Source organism: Pseudooceanicola sp. NS-SX9 (genome assembly GCF_057380705.1).
In genome coordinates this window covers 3,119,998-3,138,564 of sequence record NZ_CM170818.1, presented here as the reverse complement: position 1 = coordinate 3,138,564, position 18,567 = coordinate 3,119,998, and the positions used below count along the sequence as shown (strand labels likewise).

Genomic DNA, 18,567 nt, shown 5'->3' with positions numbered 1-18,567 from the left:
GCCCGGGCCGGGGGTCAGACGTCCAGAAAGACCGTCTCGCCCTCGCCCTGGATGATGATGTTGAAGCTGTACTGGCCATCGCCGGTCTTCTTCGCGATCAGGGTCTGGACGCGGGTGCGCTGCTCGATCCGGTTCAGCACCGGGTCGGCGCTGTTGTCTTCGTCCTCGAAATAGCAGCGGGTCTGCAGGCCGATGTTGATGCCGCGCGCCACCAGCCACAGGGAAATGTGCGGCGCCTGCATCACGCCGCCACGGCCCTTGGTGGCACCGGGCTTGACGGTGCGGATGGTGAATTTGCCGGTTTCGAAATCGGCCGCCACGCGGGAATAGCCGGTGACGTTCGGATCGGCGCCCTCCTGGCCGGGGTAGATGCCCGCGGCATCCGCCTGCCAGGTTTCCAGCATCACGTCGCGCAGGGTCCAGCCCATGCCGTCGCGGACCTCACCGGTGATCTCGATGATCTCGCCCTTGGCGCCATCGGTAAAGATGCGCTCTCCGGTTTCGATCTCGTAGGCGCCGGCATTGCCCGCATAGGTCGGCATGCAGCCGATATGGACATAGGGACCGGCGGTCTGGGACGCGGATTCCTGCAGGACATTCAGTTTCTGGACCATGATCTTACATCCCCTCCAGCTTGTTCTCGAACATCGTCTGGCGGCGGCCGCGCAGCACGATGTCGAACTTGTACGCCAGGAAATCCATCGGCCGCGAATGCGACAGGTCAAGCGGCGCGATCAGGTTGCCGATGGCGGCCTTGTCCTTGATCGTGTTGACGATCGGGCAGATGTCGACCAGCGGGTCGCCCTGGAAGTACATCTGGGTGATCAGCCGCTGGCCGAAGCTGTGGCCGAAGACCGAGAAGTGGATGTGCATCGGCCGCCAGTCATTGCCGCGGTTCATCCAAGGATAGGCACCGGGGCGGATGGTCAGGAACTGGTAGTAGCCGTTCTCGTCCGTGATGGTGCGCCCGCAGCCGCCGAAGTTCGGATCGAGGGGCGCGAAATACACGTCCTTCTTGTGGCGGTAGCGGCCACCGGCATTGGCCTGCCAGATCTCGACCAGAGTGTGGGGGACGGGCCGGTTGTTTTCATCCAGCACCTGCCCGTGGACCAGGATGCGTTCGCCCACGGCGGGGGCGGCACCCTTGGTCCAGTTCAGGATCAGGTTGTTGTCGAGCGCACCCAGCATGGAATGGCCGAAACGCGGGCCGGTTTCCTCGGAGGGGGTGCTTTCCATCGACAAGAGCGGCCAGCTCGGAGAGCGGGACACGGAGGTCTTGTAGCCGATGTCATAGCCGGGGGGGTGCGCGTCGCGATTGCGCGGGATCAGCGGGCCGAGGTCGGTCATTGGGTCTCCTCCTCCATTTCGGCGTAGGTTGCCTTGGCGAGCTTCAGGGCATGGTTGGCCTTGGGCACGCCTGCGTAGATGGCGACATGCTGGAAGGCTTCCAGCACGTCGGACTTGCTTGCGCCGGTATTCGCGGTGGCGCGGATATGCATCGGGATCTCCTCGAAGTTCCCGGTGGCAGCCAGCAGGGCCAGGGTGATCATCGAGCGTTCGCGCTTGGTGATGCCGTCACTGGCCCAGACCGTGCCCCAGGCGCCCTCGGTGATCAGGGTCTGGAAGGGCAGGTCGAGATCGGTCTTGTTCTTTTCCGCGCGGTCGACATGGGCGTCGCCCAGCACCGAGCGGCGGACCTTCATGCCGGTTTCGAAACGATCAGTGGACATGGCCGGTCTCCTTGATGAAGTCGTTGAGAATGCGGGCGTATTCTTCGGGGTCCTCGACGCAGGGCAGATGGCCCGCGCCGCGGATCATGGCGAATTTCGACCCTGGAACCAGGTCGATCGTCTCGCGCACCAGATCGGTCGGAGACGAGCCGTCCTCGGTGCCCGCAATGCCCAGCACGGGCAGCCGCAGGCCCGAGGTGGGGGTGTAGAAATCAGTGCCGGCGATGGCGGCGCAGCAGCCGGTGTAGCCCTCAAGGTCCTGCCGCGAGAGCATGTTCTGCCAGGCTTCCAGTTCGGCCGTGGCGCGGAAGCGCTTGCCGAACCAGCGCTCCATGGTGACTTCGGCGATGGAGGCCACGCCATTGGCGCGGCAGTTGGCGATGCGGGTGTTCCACATCTCGGCCGTGCCCATCTTGGCGGCCGAGTTCGAGATCACCAGCGACCGCACCAGGTCCATGCGCTTGACCGCCAGGCCCTGGCCGATCATGCCGCCGATCGACAGGCCCACGAACATCGCGTCCTTCACGGCCAGATGGTCGAGCAGCATTTCCACGTCGCGGATCAGCGTGCCCATGGAATAGGGGGCAGGCGTCGCCTGGGTCAGGCCGTGGCCGCGCTTGTCGTAGCGGATGATGCGCAGGCCGGCGGGCAGCAGCGGAACCAGCTTGTCCCAGAGCCGCAGGTCGGTGCCCAGCGAGTTGGCAAAGACGATGGGGGCGCCGTTCGGATCGCCTTCATCGGTGTAGTGGATTTTCAGGGCGGAAAGGTCTGCGATCTTCATGCGGCTGGGATTCCCAATTGATTTCTGGGCCTTGCGGAAGGGATCAGCGGGCTGCCCGGAAGGCCGGATGCCGCCACGATAGAGCCTGCGGGCGGGCCGCGATAGTCCGGCTGGCCGAAGGGGCCCGGTGCCCTGAACGGGTCTTCCCATATGTCATGCTGACGTCCTCCCTGGAAGCTGAGTGACAAAAGCAATTATCTTTGTCAACTAAAATTGCGGTCGAAATCCGGGGAGGGCGGTTTCGAAGGGCATGTGATGTGGCAGTGAGGGGGCTCTGCCCCCCGGGCCTGCGGCCCTCCCCCCGACATATTTGGGGAAAGATGAAAGGGGGGAGGGGTGGGGTCAGAGCGTGGCGAGGGCGCGGGCGAACATCCCGGGGTCGACATTGCCGCCCGAGACGACGGCGATCACCGTGTCTGATTGCAGCTGGTCGGCGCGCCAGAGGGCCGCGGCGAGGGAGACGGCGCCGCCCGGTTCGGCCACGATCTTGAGGCGCAGGAAGGCCTGGGCCATGGCCTGAAGCGCCTCGGTTTCCGAGACCGCCAGGCCCGGGCCGCAATGGGCCTTCAGGATCGGGAAGGTGATGTCCCCCGGCTGCGGCGTGACGATGGCGTCGCAGATGTTGCCCGAGAGCGCCTGATTGCGGCGGATTTCGCCTGCGGCAAGGGAACGGGCGACGTCGTCGAAGCCCTCGGGTTCCACCGGGCGCACGGTCATGCCGGGGGCCTTGGCCGCCAGCGCCAGTGCCACGCCCGAGGTCAGGCCGCCGCCGCCGCAGCAGACCAGGACCTCGGCCTGGGTGAGGCCCATGGCCTGGGCGTCGGCGGCGATTTCCAGCCCGATGGTGCCCTGGCCCGCGATCACCTGGGGTTCGTCGAAGGGCTTGATCAGGGTCAGGCCGCGTTCGGCGGCAAGGCGCGCGCCGAGGGCGTCGCGGTCCTCGGTGGCGCGGTCGTAGGGGATGACCTCGGCACCGAGGGCGCGGGTGTTGGCCAGTTTCAGCGCCGGGGCGTCCGAGGGCATGATAATGACCGAGGGGATGCCGTGCAGCGCCGCCGCATGGGCCACGCCCTGGGCATGGTTGCCCGAGGAGAAGGCGATGACGCCGGCTGCGCGCTCGGCCGGGCTGAGGGCGGAAATGGCCGACCAGGCGCCGCGGAACTTGAACGAGCCGGTGTGCTGCAGGCACTCGGGCTTGACCAGCACCCGGCGGCCGGCGATCTGGTCGAGGAAGGGAGAGGACAGAAGCGGCGTGTGGCGCACATGTCCGGCAAGGCGCGCGGCGGCGGCCTCGATCATGTCGATGTTCATTGCAGTCTTTCCAGCCATCTGAGGAGGGCGTCGGTGGCGCCCGGTTCGTCGAGGAAGGGGATGTGGCCGCGATCGGGGATCGTGGCGAGGATCAGCGAGGGGTGGCGGCGGGCCATCTCGGCCGCGGTTTCGGCCGACAGGATGTCGGAATTTTCGGCATGGATCACCGCTGCCGGCAGGTCGAGGAGCGGTGCGAAGAAGGTCCAGGGGTCGGGCAGTTCGGCGGCGGGGGCGGCATCGGGGGGGAAGACGGCATCGCGCAGGCGCGCATCATAGCGCAGTGCCAGGCCCTGGGGCGTGTCCTGCAGGGTGACGGCGCTATAGGCCAGCCAGCGGTCCAGCGGCACGCCGGGGAAGGCGGGGTCCGTCAGCCGGGCGCGGGCGACATCGGCGACGGTCGCGGCGTCGGGAACGCGGCCCAGGTAGGTGCCGATGGCCTGCAGCCCTGCCGGATCGACCACCGGGCCCACGTCGTTGAAGGCCACGCCCAGCAGCCGGTCCTTTGCGGTCAGTCCCAGGGCCATGGCGATCAGCCCGCCGCGCGAGGTCCCCAGGATGGCCGCCCGCGCGATCCCCAGATGGTCGAGCAGCGCCAGCGCATCGGCGGCCTCTTGCGGGATGGTGTAGCCTGCGGGGCCGGGCCAGTCCGACAGGCCGCGGCCGCGGTAGTCCATGCGGATCATCCGTACCCCCGCAAGCGTCGGCGCCACGAAGTCGAAATCGCGGCAATTGCGGGTCAGGCCGGCCAGGCACAGAACGGGGGTGCCGGTGCCCTGGTCCTCGTAGTAAAGGCGCGTGCCGTCGGGGGTGTGGAAATGGGGCATCAGTAGATCTCCAGGTCGGGCAGGGCGGTGAAGTCGGGCAGGACATGGGCGGGCTCGCCGGGCAGGCGGTCCATCGGCAGGCCGTCGCGGTTCACCCAGGCGGTGACGAAACCGTAGGCCGCGGCCGAGGACGCATCCCAGCCGTTCGAACTGACGAAAAGGACCTGCGCGGGTTGGGTGTGAAAGCGCCGCCCCACCAGGTCGTAGACCACCGGCGCGGGTTTGAAGAGGCCGATGGTTTCCACCGACAGGACCGCATCCAGCATCCCGCCGATCCCCGCCGAGGCCACCGCATCCGCCAGCATCGTGGGCGCGCCGTTCGACAGGATCGCCGTCTTCAGCCCCTTCGCGCGCAGCCGTTGCAGGGTCTCGGGGACATCGGCAAAGGCCGTCAGCCGCCGGTAGAGCGACAGCAGGTGGCGGCGCAGGGCCTCGTCCTGCATCCCCTCGGCCTCCAGCGCGTAATCGAGGCCATCGACCGTCACCTGCCAGAAATCGCAGTGCAGGCCGCGGATGGCGCGGTGCCAGGAATATTCCAGCTGCTTGGTGCGCCAGATGGCGGCGATGGCGGGCCAGTGCGGTGCCAGCTGCGGAAAGGCCGGGTCCGAGGCCGCCTCTCGGGCGGCGGCGGCCACGTCGAACAGCGTCCCGTAGGCATCGAAGACGCAGGTGGTGACGGGCAGCCGGGCGGCCTCGTCCGACGCGGAAAATTCGGGCATGTGGGTCCTCCCCCCCTCCGGTGGTGGGGGCAGACTGCCACGGGGCGGACGGCAGGGAAAGGGCGGTCGGTTTGCACCCCGGGGCCGGGTAGGTTAGGCTGCCCCCGGAGACGGGCACCCGGCGAGAGCGACGCCGGCCCCGCAATTCACCCCCCGAAAGGATTGGAGAGGCCATGAGCACTGCAAAGGCAGGCGATACCGTCCGCATTCACTACACCGGCACCCTGACCGACGGCACCACCTTCGACAGCTCCGCCGGCCGCGAGCCGCTGGAATTCGTCGTCGGATCGGGCCAGATCATCCCCGGCCTGGACAAGGCGATCCCCGGCATGGCCGTGGGCGACACCAAGAAGGTCGAGATCCCCTGCCTGGAAGCCTATGGCGAGCGGGATCCGAACGCGACCCAGGCGGTGCCGCGCAACGCCATCCCGGATTCGATCCCGCTGGAAGTGGGCCTGCAGCTGCAGATGCAGACCCCCGACGGCCGCGCGATTCCGGTCACCGTGACCGAGGTCGGCGCCGAGGAAGTGACGCTGGACGCGAACCACATGCTGGCCGGCAAGGACCTGATCTTTGACGTCGAGATGGTCGAGATCCGCTGAGCGGCGATCCGGTACACAGCGAAAGGGCCTGCCATCCGGCGGGCCCTTTTTGATCCGCAGCGGCGCTCAGCTGTCGCGGGTCAGGCGGATCACCACGTCGACCTTGGCGATGCGCGCGCCCTTGGGGGCCCGGGGCAGGCGCATGATCTCAAGCTCTTCCGAGGGGGCGTCGGTCAGTTCGCCGTCGTCTTCCCAGTAGAAATGCGGATGGTCGTGCATCTTGGTGTCGAAATAGCTGCGCGATCCGTCGACCGTGATTTCCCGCATCAAACCCGCGTCGCAGAACGCGCGCAGGGTGTTGTAGACCGTGGCCAGAGATACCGGCTGGCCATTGTCCTTGGCGGCGGCAAACAGGCTTTCCGCGGTGACGTGGCGATCATTGCCATCGCCGACCAGCAGCGTGGCAAGGCCCAGACGCTGCCGGGTCGGTCGCAGGCCGGCCCTTGCAAGCCAGGCGGCGCCGCGTTCGGTTGCCGTTCCATTCATGGCGATCTTGTATCCTGTAGTTCGCCTGGCAATATAGGAAAAAAAGAGGGTCGAGTGCAACCGGCCCGCGTTTCCCTTGCGTCAGGGGTGCGGCGGTGCTGTCGGAACGGCAGGGCCCCGCGCACTTGCATGGCGTGTTGACGCGGTGATAGAGGGGGCGGGATGCAAGACGAGAAGACAGGAAAGAGGCGGGGCTGAATGGCCGACTATCCCAGCTATTTTGATCGGGACGATCTTCTGAAATGCGCGCGCGGAGAGCTTTTCGGCCCCGGTAACGCGCAGCTGCCCGCGCCGCCCATGCTGATGATGGACCGCATCACCGAGGTTTCCGGTGACGGCGGTGCCCATGGCAAGGGGCATGTGGTGGCGGAATTCGATATCACGCCGGATCTGTGGTTCTTCGACTGCCACTTCCCGGGCAACCCGATCATGCCGGGCTGCCTGGGCCTGGACGGTCTGTGGCAGCTGACGGGCTTCAACCTGGGCTGGCGCGGCTGGCAGGGGCGGGGCTATGCCCTGGGTGTCGGCGAAGTGAAGCTGACCGGCATGGTGCGCCCTGACCGCAAGATGCTGAAGTACTATGTGGACTTCACCAAGGCCGTGCAGACCCGCCGGCTGACCATGGGCGTGGCCGACGGCCGCGTCGAGGCAGATGGCGAAGTCATCTACATGGTCAAGGACATGAAGGTCGCCCTGTCGGAATCCTGACGGGACCTGACGCAAGACTGGCGGTGCCGCTTCGGGGCCGCCGCCGAAACGAGATGCGAAAGCGGACGTCGCGGTGGCCCTGAAGGTCCCCGGGCGTTCAACGGAAGGAGGGCGCCATGCGCCGAGTCGTGGTCACCGGGCTGGGGATCGTTTCCTCGATCGGAAACAACGCCGCAGAAGTCGCTGCGTCGCTGAAGGCGGGGCGCTCCGGCATCGAGGCAAGCGCCGAGATGGCCGAACACGGGTTCCGCAGCCAGATCGCGGGCACCCTGAAGATCGACGTGGCCGAACATGTCGACAAGCGCGCCCTGCGCTTCATGGGGCCGGGTGCGGCCTATGCGCACATCGCCATGACCCAGGCCATCGCCGATGCGGGGCTTGAGGAAGCCGACGTGATCAACCCGCGCACCGGCCTGGTGGCGGGATCGGGAGGCCCCTCGACCAGCGCGATGTTCGCGGCCCACCAGTCGGTGCTGAAAAGCGGCGCCACCAAGCGCATCGGCCCCTTCGCCGTGCCGAAATGCATGAGCTCGACGATCTCGGCCAACCTGGCGACGGCCTTCAAGATCAAGGGCATCAACTATTCCATCACCTCGGCCTGCTCGACCTCGCTGCATTGCATCGGCAATGCGGCGGAACAGATCATGCTGGGCAAGCAGGATGTCATGTTCGCCGGCGGCGCCGAGGAACTGGACTGGAGCCTGTCGTGCCTGTTCGACGCGATGGGGGCGATGTCCTCGAAATACAATGATCGGCCTGACCAGGCCTCGCGCGCGTTCGATGCGGGTCGCGACGGCTTTGTCATCTCGGGCGGCGGCGGCATCGTCGTGCTGGAAGAGCTGGAGCACGCCAAGGCGCGCGGCGCCAAGATCTATGCCGAGGTGACGGGCTATGCCGCGACCTCGGACGGGCATGACATGGTGGCGCCCTCGGGCGAGGGCGGCGAGCGCGCGATGCGCCTGGCGCTGGAAACCCTGCCCGCGGGCCGCAAGGTGGGCTATATCAACGCCCATGGCACATCGACCCCGGTGGGCGACGTGGGCGAGGTCCAGGCCGTGCGCCGGGTCTTCGGCCAGGGCACGACGCCGCTGATCAGCAGCACCAAGTCGATGACCGGCCATGCCCAGGGCGCCGCCGGCGCGCTGGAAGCCATCTTCTGCCTGCTGATGCTGGAGCAGGATTTCATCGCCCCCTCGATCAACGTGGAGACCCTCGACCCGGCGCTGGCGCCGGAAGAGATCGCCACGGCGCTGATCGAAGGGGCCGGACTTGACACGGTAATGACCAACTCCTTCGGGTTCGGCGGCACGAACGGATCGATGCTGCTGTCCCGCTTCGACGGGTGACACAAGACATGACGGGATTGATGGCAGGCAAACGCGGCCTCGTGATGGGGGTCGCGAACGACCGCTCGATCGCCTGGGGCATCGCGAAGGCTATGGCAGAGGCGGGGGCGGAACTGGCCTTCACCTATCAGGGCGAGGCCTTCGGCAAGCGGGTGAAGCCGCTGGCGGAACAGCTGGGCGTCAAGCTGCTGGTGGATGCGGATGTCACCGACGACGCCTCGATGGACCAGGCCTTCGGGCTGCTGGAACAGGAATGGGGGGGCCTCGATTTCGTGGTCCATGCCATCGCCTATTCCAACAAGGACGAGCTGGCGGGGCGCTTCATCAACACCAGCCGGGCGAACTTCAAGAACTCGCTGGATATTTCCTGCTACTCGCTGATCGACGTGGCGCGCCGGGCGCAGCCGCTGATGAAGGAAGGCGGCACGATCCTGACGCTGACCTACCAGGGCTCGACCCGGGTGACGCCGTTCTACAACGTGATGGGCGTGGCCAAGGCGGCGCTGGAATCGGCCGTGCGCTATCTGGCGAACGATCTGGGCCCCGAGGGCATCCGGGTGAACGCGATCTCGCCGGGGCCGATGAAGACGCTGGCGGGGGCTGCCATTGGGGGCGCACGCAAGACCTTCCGCCAGACCGAGGCCAACGCGCCGCTGCGCGCCAATGCGACGCTTGAGGCGATCGGCGGCACGGCGGTCTATCTGGCCTCTGATGCCGGCGCCTGCACCAGCGGCGAGATCATCCGGGTCGATGGCGGCTACCACGTGCTGGGCATGCCGCAGTCCGAGAACCTCTGATCTGCCGTCGCGCCGGTTGAAAGGGCGCGACGTGCATATTTTTGGAAAGATGAAGCAGAGGTCCGGGCGTCAGGCGACGCGCCGGGCCTTTTGCTGCGTGCCGTGGAAGATATGGGTGAAGGTGGCCGCGCCGATGATCGGGATCACCAGGTTCAGCAGCGGGATCGACAGCGGGATCGCCATCAGGATGCCGGCGGCCCAGATGGTGGGGGCGTTGCGGCGGCGCTGGTCCTTGACCTGATCGGCGGGCAGGCGGCGGACGGCGGCGAGGGTGTAGTATTCGCGCCCCAGCAGGAAGCCGTTCAGCCCCCAGAAGATCAGCGGCGCCAGCGGCGGGAACATCAGGTAGAGCGCGAAGGCCAGGATGTTCGCCACGATCATCACGCCAAGGAAGCTGAGCGTGTCGCGGATGGCGTCGGGGATGCTTTGGCCGGGGACATCGGGCAGCTGGGGGTAATGGCGGTGCTCGACCGCCTCGGCCACGTCATCGAGGAAGAGCGAGGTGAAGGCCGAGGCGACCGGGATCATCAGGAAGACCGACAGCACCATCATTGCCAGCACGCCCGAGGCCGCCGCCAGCGTGTCGATCCAGTGCACCGTGCCGATCCAGGGCAGGGTCACGTCGGGGCCGGTCAGCCATTCCAGCCCGTACCAGACCGCGATGCAGGCCGCGACCAGCAGGCCGATGGTCAGACCCAGCCCGAGGAACAGCACCTTGCGAAAGCGCGGGTCGCCGATCTGCGCCAGCGCCCGGGAAAAGGCCCGCAGGATCAGTCCGAAATCCATGTCACCACCTGGTCAAGGTCAGGGCGCGGGCGTTCCGGGGCGGCGACGGTTTCGGTGGCGATGTGCACCAGCCCGACGACCCGTTCCTGGGGCTGCAGGCCCAGCCCTTCGGCGCAGAACCCGGGATCGGTCGAGGGCCAGCCCGACAGCCAGTTCGCCCCCCAGCCCGCCGCCAGCGCCGCGTTCAGCAGCGCCAGGCAGGCGGCGCCGGCGGAATAGGTCTGTTCCAGCGGCGGCACCTTGTCGGAGGCTTTCGGGCTTTCGATCACCGCCACGGCCAGCAGGCCCTGATCGTATTGCGCGCGGTCCTTGGCGATCTGTTCGGGGGTGCGGCCGGCGGCGGTGGCGCGGGTCTGGGCCAGCTCGGCCAGCCGGGCCAGCGCGGGGCGTTCCAGCACGATGAAGCGCCAGGGCTCCAGCTTGCCATGGTCGGGGGTGCGGGCGGCGGCGGTCAGCAGCGGCAGCAGCTGGTCGCGCGAGGGCACCGGCAGCTGCAGGGTCTTGGCGGGTCGCGAGCGGCGGTTCAGCAGGAAACCCAGGGCGGCATCGTTGCGGTCGGGCATGGGGCTGTCCTTTCTTGTCTTGCAGAGGGTTCCGGGGATCAGGCGAATTCTGCGGCCATCTCGGTCACCAGATCGTGCAGGAAGGCATCCATCCGGGCGTTGGGCTGGCGGGCGGCGACGGTGGTGGCCATCGGATCGGGGACGGTATGGGCGCTGTCCGAAAGGACCTCGATCACGCGGTGGCCGCAGAAGGGCACGTAGGCCTCGGAATAGCCGCCCTCGTGGACCATCAGCAGGCGGCCGTCGCACAGGCGATGGGCTGCGTCCTTCACCCGGGCGGTCATCTGGCCATAGGTTTCGACGGTGCACAGCATCCGGGCGATCGGATCGAAGATCCCGGCGTCGAAGCCGCAGGCGACGATGATCACATCGGGGGCAAAGCGGTCGATGGCGGGCAGCACGATGCGGTCCATCACGTCCAGATAGGCCACATGGCCGGCGCCGGGGGGCAGGGGGATGTTCATGTTGGCGCCGAGCCCCGCGCCCCGGCCGCGATCCGTGATCTCTCCGGTGTCCAGGGGATAGTTCTTTTCCTGGTGGATCGAGATCGTCAGCACGTCGGGATCTTCGTAGAAGATCGCCTCGGTGCCGTTGCCGTGGTGCACGTCCCAGTCCAGCACGACGAAACGCTTGCCCTGGCCCCTGGCGCGGGCGGCTTCGATCGCGATGGCGATATTGGCCATCAGGCAGAACCCGTTCGGCCAGTCGGGCAGGCAGTGGTGCCCCGGCGGGCGCGACAGCGCATAGGCATTGGCGACGACGCCGGTCATCACGTCCGACAGCGCCTGGGTGGCCAGGCCCGCCGACAGGGCCGCGATCTCGTATCCGCCCTGGGCGAAGGGGGTGCGCAGGCCCAGTTCCCCGCCGCCGGTGTCGGATTTCGCCTTGAAGGCATCGAGGTAGCTGGCGGGGTGGATGCGCAGCAGATCCTCGCGGCTGGCGGGGGCGGCCGAGGCGGCGTGCAGATCGGCCATGATCCCCGAGACATCCATCAGGTTCTTCAGACGCCGCTTGGTTTCGGGGCTTTCGGGCAGGCCACCGGCCGCCAGCGGCTGCACGTAGCCGCCGATCGGCAGGGTCAGGGCATAGTTGCCACCTGCGTGCCAGAAGCAACGTTCGTCCCAGTAGAAGCCCGATTTCATTGACATCGCTCAGTCTCCGCTATTGTTGGGGGCAAGGTGGACGCGGGATGCGTCCGGTGCAAGAGCAGCAGGAGGCCGCGATGGCCGTGAAATTGCCGGACCTGACGGCACGGGCCATTCCGGGGGCGATGGTGGCGGTGCGGGTGACGCCCAAGGCCTCGCGCGAGCGGATCGTCGAGGAAGACGGGCTGCTGCGCGTCTATGTCACCTGCGTCCCCGAGGGCGGCAAGGCCAATGACGCGGTGCGCCGGCTGCTGGCCAAGGCGATGGGCCTGGCGCCCGGTCGGCTGGATCTGGCCCAGGGCCAGACCTCTCGCGAGAAAGTGTTTCGGGTGGCCCGGGAATGAGCGCGCTACTTCTTGAGACTGTAGGCGCCTTCGGGCAGGTTCAGCGCGGCAGCAAGGTCACGCATCTGGGCGATCGAAAATGTCACCTTGCGCATCTCGTCCGTGCGCGGATCATATTGTTCGACGGTGATGCATTCCTCGAAGGCATTGATGACGACGTCCTCCTGAAGAGGGGCCGGTCCATCATCGACCAGGGTCACAACGGTGCAGTCGAATTCGTGTTCAATCGTAAACATGCTTCTGGTTTATCCCGGGGTAACGCGGCGGGGAATGGGCGAGTTGAGAAAAACGGTAATCTCCGGCTGTGCGCGGATCATGCGGCATCTTGGCCGGGCAGGGGGGCTGGTGGCGCTGCTGGGGGCGGTGGCGCTGGCGGGTTGTTCGACCCCGCAGCAGACGGCTGCACCTGCCCCTGACAACGAGGCCCGGCTGGGCCCTGCGGCTGCGGCCGCGCAGTTCTCCAAGGTGGCCTCGACCGTCGAGCCGGTGGCCGAGAAGGTCTGCCGGCGCAAGCGCAAGGATGGCCACTGCGCCTTCAAGATCCTGATCGATACGACGCCCTGGCGCCAGGCCAATGCCTATCAGACGCTGGACCGCGACGATCAGCCGGTGCTGATCTTCACGCTGGCGCTGGTGTCGGACATGCGCAATCCCGACGAGCTGGCCTTTGTCATGAGCCATGAGGCCAGCCACCACATTCTGGATCACCTGGCCAAGCAGCGCCTCTATTCCGCAGAGGGGGCCCGGGTCTATGCCGAGGCGGCTGCGCGCAGCGGTGCCAGCCCCGAGGAGCAGAAGGAAGCGATGGCGATCGGGGCGGAATACGGCGCGCGCTCTTATTCCAAGACCTTCGAGCTGCAGGCCGATTACCTGGGGGCGCAGATCGCGCTGGCGGCGGGCTACAATCCGCTTCGGGGCGCGCAGTATTTTCAGCGTTTGCCCGATCCGGGCGAGGAATTCCTGGGCAGCCACCCGCCCAATGCCGAGCGCCTGGCGACGGTCAAGCGGGCGGTGCGGGCGGCCCGGCGCAAGGGGCTGGACTGAAAGCGCGGGGGGGCGGCCGGGCAGGGGGCTCTGCCCCCGTCGCTGCGCGACTCCCCCGGCATATTTGGAGAAAGATGAAAGGGGCGCGGCTTGCCTTTCGCAGGGCGCCCGCGTAGGCCGGGGCCATGAAGATCCTGTTCCTCGGAGATGTGATGGGTCGCGCCGGGCGCGCCGCCATCGCGGAGTGGCTGCCGCGCCTGCGGACGGCCTGGAAGCTTGATTTCGTCGTGGTCAATGGCGAGAACGCCACCCATGGCGCGGGCCTGTCGGGCACCCATGCGCAGGAATTCCTGACCGCTGGCGCCGATGTGGTGACGCTGGGGGATCATGCCTTCGACCAGAAGGACATGCTGCAGGCCATCGGCCGCGAGCCCCGGATCATCCGGCCGCTGAACTATGCGAAGGAGGCGCCGGGCGTGGGCGCGCGGGTCTTCGATGCCCCGGGCGGGCGCAAGGTGCTGGTGGCGCAGGTGCTGGGCCAGGTCTTCATGAAGCGGCCCTTCGAGGATCCGTTCAGCCATATCGAGGCAGTGCTGAAGAAATATCCGCGCGGCGGGATGGTGCAGGCCGCGGTGGTGGATGTGCATTGCGAGGCCACGTCAGAGAAGATGGCGATGGGGCACTGGTGCGATGGCCGGGCCAGCCTGGTGGTGGGCACGCATACCCATGTGCCGACCGCCGACGCGCAGATCCTGCCGCGCGGCACCGCCTTCCTGAGCGACGCGGGCATGTGCGGCGATTACGATTCCGTCATCGGCATGGACAAGGCCGAGCCGCTGCGCCGCTTCGTCACCGGCATGGTGCGCGAACGCTTCAGCCCGGCCGAGGGGGCCGCCACCGTGTCGGGCGTCTATGTCGAGACCGATGACCGCACCGGGGCCGCGACCCGCATCGAGATGGTGCGTCAGGGTGGCCGGCTGCAGCCTGCGGGACCCGCGCCGGTGCCCGCGGCGGGCTGAAGCCTTGCCTCGGCCGCCGGGCTGGGCCTAGATGGGCCGATGACCGGACGGGATGCTGCCAGATGACGATGCTTGCCCTTCCCGAGACCTGGCAGGCGGTATTTTCGCTTGTCGTCGTGCTCGGGATGTTCGTGCTTTTCGTGCGCGAGATCTTTCCGACCGAGGTGGTGGCCATCGGGGGCGTGGCGCTGATGCTGGCGACGGGGCTTCTGCCCTATGACGACGCGCTAAAGGTGCTGGCGAACCCCGCGCCCTGGACCATCGGGGCGATGTTCATCGTCATGGCCGCCCTGGTGCGCACCGGCGCCCTGGAAAGCTTTACCCGCCTGGCCACCGCCCAGGCCAGCCGGCGGCCGCGGCTGGCGCTGGCCGGGCTGTTCGCCTTCGTGCTGGGGTCCTCGGCCATCGTGTCCAACACGCCCGTCGTCGTCGTCATGATCCCGGTCTTCATCCAGATGGCCAAGGCGCTTGGCAAGGCGCCGTCGAAACTGCTGATCCCGCTGTCTTATGCGGCGATCATGGGCGGCACGCTGACGCTGATCGGGACCTCGACCAACCTGCTGGTGGATGGCGTGGCGCGGGCGCAGGGCCTCCAGCCCTTCGGCATCTTCGAGGTCACCCCCATCGGCATCATCGTCGTGCTGTGGGGGATGCTGTACCTGCGGCTGACCTCGCGCTTTCTGCTGCCCAAACGCGATTCCATGGCCTCGATGCTGGGGGCGCGTTCGAAGATGAAGTTCTTCACCGAGGCCGTCATCCCCCCCGACAGCAACCTGATCGGCCGCGAGGTGACCGGCGTGCAGCTGTTCCGCCGCGAGGGGGTGCGGCTGATCGACGTAATCCGCGGCGACGAAAGCCTGCGCCGCGAGCTGAAGGGCGTCACGCTGCAGGTGGGCGACCGGGTGGTGCTGCGCTCGGAGATCTCGGAACTGCTGAGCCTGCAGCGCGACAAGAGCCTGAAGCGCGTCGACCAGGTCAGCGCGGTCGAGACCACCACCGTCGAGGTGCTGATCACCCCGGGCTGCAAGATGGACGGGCGCAGCATCGGCGCGATGCGGCTGCGGCGGCGCTTTGGCGTCTATCCGCTGGCGGTGCACCGGCGCAACCAGAACATCGGCCGCCAGATCGACGAGCTGGTGGTCAAGGTGGGCGACACGCTGCTGCTGGAGGGCGCGCCCGGCGACATCAAGCGCCTGGCCGAAGAGATGGAGCTGGTCGAGGTCAGCGCGCCCTCGGAACGCGCCTACCGCCGCTCGCATGCGCCGATCGCGATCCTGGCGATCCTGTCGATCGTGGGTCTGGCGGGGATCGGGGTGGCGCCGGTGCTGCTGCTGTCGGTGCTGGCGGTGGCGGTGGTACTGCTGACGCGCTGCATCGACAGCGACGAGGCCTTCGAGATGGTCGACGGCCGGCTGCTGGCGCTGATCTTCTCGATGCTGGCGATCGGGGTGGCGCTGCAGCACACCGGCGCGGTGACGCTGATCGTCGATGCGATCGCGCCCGCGATGTCGCATCTGCCGCCCTTCCTGGTGATCTGGTCGATCTACCTGCTGACCTCGGTGCTGACAGAGCTGGTGTCCAACAACGCGGTGGCGGTGGTGATGACGCCGATCGCGGTGGGGCTGGCGGGCGCCATGGGGATCGACGCGCGGCCCCTGGTGATCGCGGTGATGATCGCGGCCTCGGCCAGCTTCGCGACCCCGATCGGCTACCAGACCAACACGCTGGTCTACGGACCGGGCGGCTACCGCTTTGCCGACTTCCTCAGGATCGGCATCCCGCTGAACCTCTCGATGGGCCTCATCGTCTCGGCCGCCATCCGCATCATCTGGGGCGCCTAAATGGACCCCGACAGCAGCGCCTCGACCCAGGCGGGCACGACCTGCGTGGCCGGGCCCTGGCGCACTTCGGCGAAATCGCTGTGCACGGCCGAGGCTTCCAGGTTCAGCTCGATCGTATGGGCGCCCGCGGCATCGGCAGCCTGCACGAAGCCCGCCGCCGGGTAAACCTGACCCGAGGTGCCGATGGCCGCGAACAGCCCGCAGCTTTCCAGATGCCCGAGGATGTCCTCCATGTGATAGGGCACCTCGCCGAACCAGACGATGTCGGGGCGCCCGGCGGGGGCGGTGCAGGCGGGGCAGGGTTCGGGCGTGTGCATGACCATGGGGGCAGGCCAGCGGTGGCCGCAGGCCGCGCAGAGCGCCCCGGACAGCGCGCCGTGCATGTGCAGGACCTGCGCGCCCGCAGCCTCGTGCAGGCCATCGACGTTCTGGGTGACGATGACGACCTCGCCTGCATAATCGCGCTGCAGGCGGGCCAGGGCCGCATGGGCGGCGTTGGGGCGGGCCTGGGCGGCGGCGGCGCGGCGGGCGTTGTAGAAGCGCTGCACCAGCCCGGGATCGCGGGCAAAGGCCTGGGGCGTCGCGACATCCTCGACCCGGTGCTGTTCCCACAGGCCCCCGGCGGCGCGGAAGGTGCCCAGGCCGCTTTCTGCCGAAATCCCGGCGCCTGTCAGGATCACGATCTTGTCCATCTGCCCTTTTCCCTTCGGTTCCGGTGCCCTAGCCTTGCCCTACCGTGCCACAGCGAGGACGCCCATGACCACATCCATCCTGTTCGTCTGCCTTGGAAACATCTGCCGCTCGCCCACGGCCGAGGGGGTGGTGCGGGCACTGGCCCCGGGGATGAGGCTCGATTCGGCGGGCACCGGCGGCTGGCATGCCGGAGAGGCGCCCTATGGCCCGATGCAGCAGGCGGCGGCGGCGCGCGGCTATGACCTGTCGGGCCTGCGGGCGCGGCAGGTGCGGCGGACGGATTTCGGGGAATTCGACCTGATCCTGGCGATGGATGCCCAGAACCGCGCCGATCTGGAGGCGCTGCGCCCGGCCGGCAACACGACCCCGGTGCGGCTGTTCACCGACTATCTGGGGCAGGAATCGCGCCATTTCGGCGCGACCGAGGTTCCCGATCCCTGGTACACCCGCGATTTCGACGGGGCGCTGGACCTGATCGAGGATTGTGCGAAGGGGCTGCTGGCCGATCTGCCCGCAGCCTGAACGCTTACGAGCAGCTGTTGCGCGCGGCCGACCCGAACGAGACATAGCGGCTCCAGAAGGCGCGCTTGTCGCTGGATTGCGAGGCCTGAAGCTCGTCCACCATTTCGGGTTTCATCATCAGCTTGGCCGCCAGCTTCTGGTCGCCGCGCGCCAGCGTCTGGTCGGCGACGCTTTGCAGGCAGGAACAGACCTGGGGGCTGGCCGAACGGGCGCCGCTGCTCATGCAGGCGTTGCCGATCGGGCCGGGGCCGGCCTGGCCCGCCGAGGGGACCGCGACCAGCGCAAGTCCCGCAAATGCTATCGTCGTAAATGGAATGAGGCCACCCCGAAGAGTGGCGCGCAATGTCCCTTTCATGTGCCTGTCCCTGGCTTGAGCCCATCCTTGCCGCAGCGCGCCCGGGCCTTTGCCCTTGTCCGCACCGGGGATCCGGCCGGAGGCCCGGCGGGATCTGGCGCGGATGCTGGGGGATTCGCGGCGGGCTGGCAACGTCCGGCCTGCGCCTGCGGCAAGCTTCCGCCGATGGGCCTCAGCCGGGCGGGGGCAGGCGCAGGTCGATCCCGGGGGCGATCTGCTGCAGGGCCGTTTCGAAGGCGCTCGGATCCGTGGCGCTGTCGGGCTGGGCAAAGACCGTCCGGGCACCGGTCAGGGCGACGATCCGGGCGCTTTCTTCCGGGTCGGCCACATAGGTCGTTGACAGCGGCAGGGCCAGGATGTCGACCGGGCCCAGGGCGCGCATCTCCGGGGTGATCTCGGTGTCGCCGGTGATGTAGATGCGCAGCCCGCCGATGGTCAGCAGATAGCCGTTGTCGCGTCCCTTGGGGTGGTAATAGCGCCGGTCCTGCGAGGTGTTGTAGGCCGCAACGGCGGTGATCGCGATGTCGCCGAAGCGGGTGCTGCCGCCATTCGCCAGCCCCGTGGTCGCGGGCTTCAGCGCACCGGCCATCTGCCGCGCCAGGTTGGCATTGGTGACAAGCTTCAGCGCCGGATGCTGCGCGATCAGCGTGTCGAGCAGCCGATAGTCGAAATGGTCGGCGTGGTGATGGGTGATCAGCACCAGGTCCGGGGCGGGCAGGCTGTCCAGCGCGTCGGGTTGCAGCACCGGATCGACATAGATCACCTTGCCGTCCGCCTGCACCAGCAGCCCGGCCCGGCCAAGCGTGTCGATCTGCACCGTGCCGCCCTGCGGGGTGGCGAAGGAATCGCCCGGCGCCGGCTGGGCGGCATGGGCCCGGGTGGCAAGCAGGCCTGCGGCCAGCAGCGGCAGGGACCCCAGTCCCATCATCATGTGCCTGCGTGTTGCCATCGAACTGTCCTCTTAATCGTCAAACCAATACCGGCCGTCTGCAGAGGGCCACGGGTCATCTA

Annotated in this window: 24 protein-coding genes; 9 read left to right on the top strand and 15 right to left on the bottom strand. The window is 67.8% G+C overall.

Going from position 1 to position 18,567, the window contains the following annotated elements; genetic code table 11:
* Nucleotides 1-14: 14 nt before the first annotated feature.
* The 7 genes from pcaG to AC2ITM_RS14880 form a co-directional block, all read right to left on the bottom strand.
* Nucleotides 15-614 carry a protocatechuate 3,4-dioxygenase subunit alpha gene (pcaG, locus tag AC2ITM_RS14910; RefSeq protein ID WP_486467416.1) on the bottom strand — a complete coding sequence of 200 codons (600 nt, stop codon included), beginning with the start codon at nt 612-614 and terminating at the stop codon, nt 15-17.
* A 4-nt stretch (nt 615-618) separates the two neighbouring features.
* Nucleotides 619-1,347: a protocatechuate 3,4-dioxygenase subunit beta gene (gene pcaH, locus AC2ITM_RS14905; protein ID WP_486467415.1), complete on the bottom strand. Its 729-nt coding sequence runs from the start codon at nt 1,345-1,347 to the stop codon at nt 619-621.
* Complete coding sequence (gene pcaC / locus AC2ITM_RS14900; RefSeq protein ID WP_486467414.1) at nt 1,344-1,730, bottom strand: 4-carboxymuconolactone decarboxylase; 387 nt, start codon at nt 1,728-1,730, stop codon at nt 1,344-1,346. Before pcaC ends, pcaH begins: the two co-directional genes overlap by 4 nt.
* Complete coding sequence (gene pcaD, locus AC2ITM_RS14895; protein WP_486467413.1) at nt 1,720-2,511, bottom strand: 3-oxoadipate enol-lactonase; 792 nt, start codon at nt 2,509-2,511, stop codon at nt 1,720-1,722. The genes pcaC and pcaD overlap by 11 nt, the downstream gene beginning before the upstream one ends.
* A gap of 342 nt (nt 2,512-2,853) precedes the next feature.
* A complete protein-coding gene (locus AC2ITM_RS14890) occupies nt 2,854-3,822 on the bottom strand; it encodes a threonine ammonia-lyase (RefSeq protein WP_486467412.1) in 969 nt (322 codons plus the stop codon).
* Nucleotides 3,819-4,646 (bottom strand): alpha/beta fold hydrolase, encoded by an 828-nt coding sequence (locus tag AC2ITM_RS14885; protein WP_486467411.1) that lies wholly within the window; start codon nt 4,644-4,646, stop codon nt 3,819-3,821. Before AC2ITM_RS14885 ends, AC2ITM_RS14890 begins: the two co-directional genes overlap by 4 nt.
* Nucleotides 4,646-5,329 (bottom strand): haloacid dehalogenase type II, encoded by a 684-nt coding sequence (locus tag AC2ITM_RS14880; protein WP_486469446.1) that lies wholly within the window; start codon nt 5,327-5,329, stop codon nt 4,646-4,648. The genes AC2ITM_RS14885 and AC2ITM_RS14880 overlap by 1 nt, the downstream gene beginning before the upstream one ends.
* Nucleotides 5,330-5,538: 209 nt before the next feature.
* Between AC2ITM_RS14880 and AC2ITM_RS14875 the strand changes: the two genes are divergently transcribed.
* On the top strand, nt 5,539-5,967 hold the full coding sequence (locus tag AC2ITM_RS14875; protein ID WP_486467410.1) for an FKBP-type peptidyl-prolyl cis-trans isomerase: 429 nt from the start codon (nt 5,539-5,541) through the stop codon (nt 5,965-5,967).
* Between the two features lie 66 nt (nt 5,968-6,033).
* On the opposite strand, the gene irrA is transcribed toward AC2ITM_RS14875, so the two are convergent.
* The gene (gene irrA, locus AC2ITM_RS14870) at nt 6,034-6,453 is read right to left on the bottom strand and encodes an iron response transcriptional regulator IrrA (RefSeq protein ID WP_486467409.1); all 420 of its coding nucleotides are present in this window, start codon (nt 6,451-6,453) and stop codon (nt 6,034-6,036) included.
* A 198-nt stretch (nt 6,454-6,651) separates the two neighbouring features.
* On the opposite strand from irrA, the gene fabA reads away from it, so the two are divergent.
* From fabA to AC2ITM_RS14855, 3 genes are all read left to right on the top strand, one after another.
* Nucleotides 6,652-7,161 carry a bifunctional 3-hydroxydecanoyl-ACP dehydratase/trans-2-decenoyl-ACP isomerase gene (gene fabA, locus AC2ITM_RS14865; protein ID WP_486467408.1) on the top strand — a complete coding sequence of 170 codons (510 nt, stop codon included), beginning with the start codon at nt 6,652-6,654 and terminating at the stop codon, nt 7,159-7,161.
* A gap of 116 nt (nt 7,162-7,277) precedes the next feature.
* Nucleotides 7,278-8,507 (top strand): beta-ketoacyl-ACP synthase I, encoded by a 1,230-nt coding sequence (fabB, locus tag AC2ITM_RS14860; protein WP_486467407.1) that lies wholly within the window; start codon nt 7,278-7,280, stop codon nt 8,505-8,507.
* 8 nt (nt 8,508-8,515) lie between these two features.
* Nucleotides 8,516-9,304 carry an enoyl-ACP reductase FabI gene (locus AC2ITM_RS14855; RefSeq protein WP_486467406.1) on the top strand — a complete coding sequence of 263 codons (789 nt, stop codon included), beginning with the start codon at nt 8,516-8,518 and terminating at the stop codon, nt 9,302-9,304.
* A 69-nt stretch (nt 9,305-9,373) separates the two neighbouring features.
* On the opposite strand, the gene AC2ITM_RS14850 is transcribed toward AC2ITM_RS14855, so the two are convergent.
* The 3 genes from AC2ITM_RS14850 to AC2ITM_RS14840 are packed head-to-tail and all read right to left on the bottom strand — an operon-like array spanning nt 9,374 to nt 11,795.
* Nucleotides 9,374-10,090, bottom strand: coding sequence for an EI24 domain-containing protein (locus AC2ITM_RS14850; RefSeq protein ID WP_486467405.1), 717 nt, complete (start codon nt 10,088-10,090; stop codon nt 9,374-9,376).
* Nucleotides 10,075-10,653, bottom strand: coding sequence for a nitroreductase family protein (locus AC2ITM_RS14845; protein WP_486467404.1), 579 nt, complete (start codon nt 10,651-10,653; stop codon nt 10,075-10,077). The genes AC2ITM_RS14850 and AC2ITM_RS14845 overlap by 16 nt, the downstream gene beginning before the upstream one ends.
* A gap of 38 nt (nt 10,654-10,691) precedes the next feature.
* Complete coding sequence (locus AC2ITM_RS14840) at nt 10,692-11,795, bottom strand: class II histone deacetylase (RefSeq protein ID WP_486469445.1); 1,104 nt, start codon at nt 11,793-11,795, stop codon at nt 10,692-10,694.
* Nucleotides 11,796-11,875: 80 nt separating this feature from the next.
* Here AC2ITM_RS14840 and AC2ITM_RS14835 point away from each other — a divergent pair, with 80 nt between their 5' ends.
* Entirely contained in the window at nt 11,876-12,142 is a 267-nt protein-coding gene (locus AC2ITM_RS14835) for a DUF167 domain-containing protein (RefSeq protein ID WP_486467403.1), read from the top strand.
* Nucleotides 12,143-12,147: 5 nt separating this feature from the next.
* On the opposite strand, the gene AC2ITM_RS14830 is transcribed toward AC2ITM_RS14835, so the two are convergent.
* Nucleotides 12,148-12,378: a hypothetical protein gene (locus tag AC2ITM_RS14830; protein WP_486467402.1), complete on the bottom strand. Its 231-nt coding sequence runs from the start codon at nt 12,376-12,378 to the stop codon at nt 12,148-12,150.
* Nucleotides 12,379-12,457: 79 nt separating this feature from the next.
* Here AC2ITM_RS14830 and AC2ITM_RS14825 point away from each other — a divergent pair, with 79 nt between their 5' ends.
* The 3 genes from AC2ITM_RS14825 (at nt 12,458) to AC2ITM_RS14815 (ending at nt 15,986) form a co-directional block, all read left to right on the top strand.
* Entirely contained in the window at nt 12,458-13,186 is a 729-nt protein-coding gene (locus AC2ITM_RS14825) for a M48 family metallopeptidase (RefSeq protein ID WP_486467401.1), read from the top strand.
* Nucleotides 13,187-13,311: 125 nt separating this feature from the next.
* The gene (locus AC2ITM_RS14820; RefSeq protein WP_486467400.1) at nt 13,312-14,145 is read left to right on the top strand and encodes a TIGR00282 family metallophosphoesterase; all 834 of its coding nucleotides are present in this window, start codon (nt 13,312-13,314) and stop codon (nt 14,143-14,145) included.
* A gap of 62 nt (nt 14,146-14,207) precedes the next feature.
* Entirely contained in the window at nt 14,208-15,986 is a 1,779-nt protein-coding gene (locus tag AC2ITM_RS14815) for an SLC13 family permease (protein ID WP_486467399.1), read from the top strand.
* Here AC2ITM_RS14815 and AC2ITM_RS14810 read toward each other — a convergent pair.
* Nucleotides 15,983-16,678: an NAD-dependent deacylase gene (locus AC2ITM_RS14810; RefSeq protein ID WP_486467398.1), complete on the bottom strand. Its 696-nt coding sequence runs from the start codon at nt 16,676-16,678 to the stop codon at nt 15,983-15,985. The two genes, AC2ITM_RS14815 and AC2ITM_RS14810, sit on opposite strands and share 4 nt — an antisense overlap.
* A gap of 64 nt (nt 16,679-16,742) precedes the next feature.
* On the opposite strand from AC2ITM_RS14810, the gene AC2ITM_RS14805 reads away from it, so the two are divergent.
* Nucleotides 16,743-17,201: a low molecular weight protein-tyrosine-phosphatase gene (locus tag AC2ITM_RS14805; protein ID WP_486467397.1), complete on the top strand. Its 459-nt coding sequence runs from the start codon at nt 16,743-16,745 to the stop codon at nt 17,199-17,201.
* Nucleotides 17,202-17,205: 4 nt separating this feature from the next.
* Here the strand turns inward: AC2ITM_RS14805 and AC2ITM_RS14800 are convergent, their stop codons facing one another.
* Both AC2ITM_RS14800 and AC2ITM_RS14795 read right to left on the bottom strand, forming a co-directional pair.
* Entirely contained in the window at nt 17,206-17,424 is a 219-nt protein-coding gene (locus AC2ITM_RS14800; RefSeq protein WP_486467396.1) for a hypothetical protein, read from the bottom strand.
* Nucleotides 17,425-17,728: 304 nt separating this feature from the next.
* Nucleotides 17,729-18,505, bottom strand: coding sequence for an MBL fold metallo-hydrolase (locus AC2ITM_RS14795; RefSeq protein ID WP_486467395.1), 777 nt, complete (start codon nt 18,503-18,505; stop codon nt 17,729-17,731).
* Between the last annotated feature and the right edge of the window lie 62 nt (nt 18,506-18,567).

Excerpts from the sequence above, each read along its gene's own strand:
- pcaG (WP_486467416.1), bottom strand. The coding sequence starts at position 614 with ATGGTCCAGAAACTGAATGTCCTGCAGGAATCCGCGTCCCAGACCGCC.
- pcaH (WP_486467415.1), bottom strand. The coding sequence starts at position 1,347 with ATGACCGACCTCGGCCCGCTGATCCCGCGCAATCGCGACGCGCACCCC.
- pcaC (WP_486467414.1), bottom strand. The coding sequence starts at position 1,730 with ATGTCCACTGATCGTTTCGAAACCGGCATGAAGGTCCGCCGCTCGGTG.
- pcaD (WP_486467413.1), bottom strand. The coding sequence starts at position 2,511 with ATGAAGATCGCAGACCTTTCCGCCCTGAAAATCCACTACACCGATGAA.
- AC2ITM_RS14890 (WP_486467412.1), bottom strand. The coding sequence starts at position 3,822 with ATGAACATCGACATGATCGAGGCCGCCGCCGCGCGCCTTGCCGGACAT.
- AC2ITM_RS14885 (WP_486467411.1), bottom strand. The coding sequence starts at position 4,646 with ATGCCCCATTTCCACACCCCCGACGGCACGCGCCTTTACTACGAGGAC.
- AC2ITM_RS14875 (WP_486467410.1), top strand. The coding sequence starts at position 5,539 with ATGAGCACTGCAAAGGCAGGCGATACCGTCCGCATTCACTACACCGGC.
- irrA (WP_486467409.1), bottom strand. The coding sequence starts at position 6,453 with ATGAATGGAACGGCAACCGAACGCGGCGCCGCCTGGCTTGCAAGGGCC.
- fabA (WP_486467408.1), top strand. The coding sequence starts at position 6,652 with ATGGCCGACTATCCCAGCTATTTTGATCGGGACGATCTTCTGAAATGC.
- fabB (WP_486467407.1), top strand. The coding sequence starts at position 7,278 with ATGCGCCGAGTCGTGGTCACCGGGCTGGGGATCGTTTCCTCGATCGGA.
- AC2ITM_RS14855 (WP_486467406.1), top strand. The coding sequence starts at position 8,516 with ATGACGGGATTGATGGCAGGCAAACGCGGCCTCGTGATGGGGGTCGCG.
- AC2ITM_RS14850 (WP_486467405.1), bottom strand. The coding sequence starts at position 10,090 with ATGGATTTCGGACTGATCCTGCGGGCCTTTTCCCGGGCGCTGGCGCAG.
- AC2ITM_RS14845 (WP_486467404.1), bottom strand. The coding sequence starts at position 10,653 with ATGCCCGACCGCAACGATGCCGCCCTGGGTTTCCTGCTGAACCGCCGC.
- AC2ITM_RS14840 (WP_486469445.1), bottom strand. The coding sequence starts at position 11,795 with ATGAAATCGGGCTTCTACTGGGACGAACGTTGCTTCTGGCACGCAGGT.
- AC2ITM_RS14835 (WP_486467403.1), top strand. The coding sequence starts at position 11,876 with ATGGCCGTGAAATTGCCGGACCTGACGGCACGGGCCATTCCGGGGGCG.
- AC2ITM_RS14830 (WP_486467402.1), bottom strand. The coding sequence starts at position 12,378 with ATGTTTACGATTGAACACGAATTCGACTGCACCGTTGTGACCCTGGTC.
- AC2ITM_RS14825 (WP_486467401.1), top strand. The coding sequence starts at position 12,458 with ATGCGGCATCTTGGCCGGGCAGGGGGGCTGGTGGCGCTGCTGGGGGCG.
- AC2ITM_RS14820 (WP_486467400.1), top strand. The coding sequence starts at position 13,312 with ATGAAGATCCTGTTCCTCGGAGATGTGATGGGTCGCGCCGGGCGCGCC.
- AC2ITM_RS14815 (WP_486467399.1), top strand. The coding sequence starts at position 14,208 with ATGACGATGCTTGCCCTTCCCGAGACCTGGCAGGCGGTATTTTCGCTT.
- AC2ITM_RS14810 (WP_486467398.1), bottom strand. The coding sequence starts at position 16,678 with ATGGACAAGATCGTGATCCTGACAGGCGCCGGGATTTCGGCAGAAAGC.
- AC2ITM_RS14805 (WP_486467397.1), top strand. The coding sequence starts at position 16,743 with ATGACCACATCCATCCTGTTCGTCTGCCTTGGAAACATCTGCCGCTCG.
- AC2ITM_RS14800 (WP_486467396.1), bottom strand. The coding sequence starts at position 17,424 with ATGAGCAGCGGCGCCCGTTCGGCCAGCCCCCAGGTCTGTTCCTGCCTG.
- AC2ITM_RS14795 (WP_486467395.1), bottom strand. The coding sequence starts at position 18,505 with ATGGCAACACGCAGGCACATGATGATGGGACTGGGGTCCCTGCCGCTG.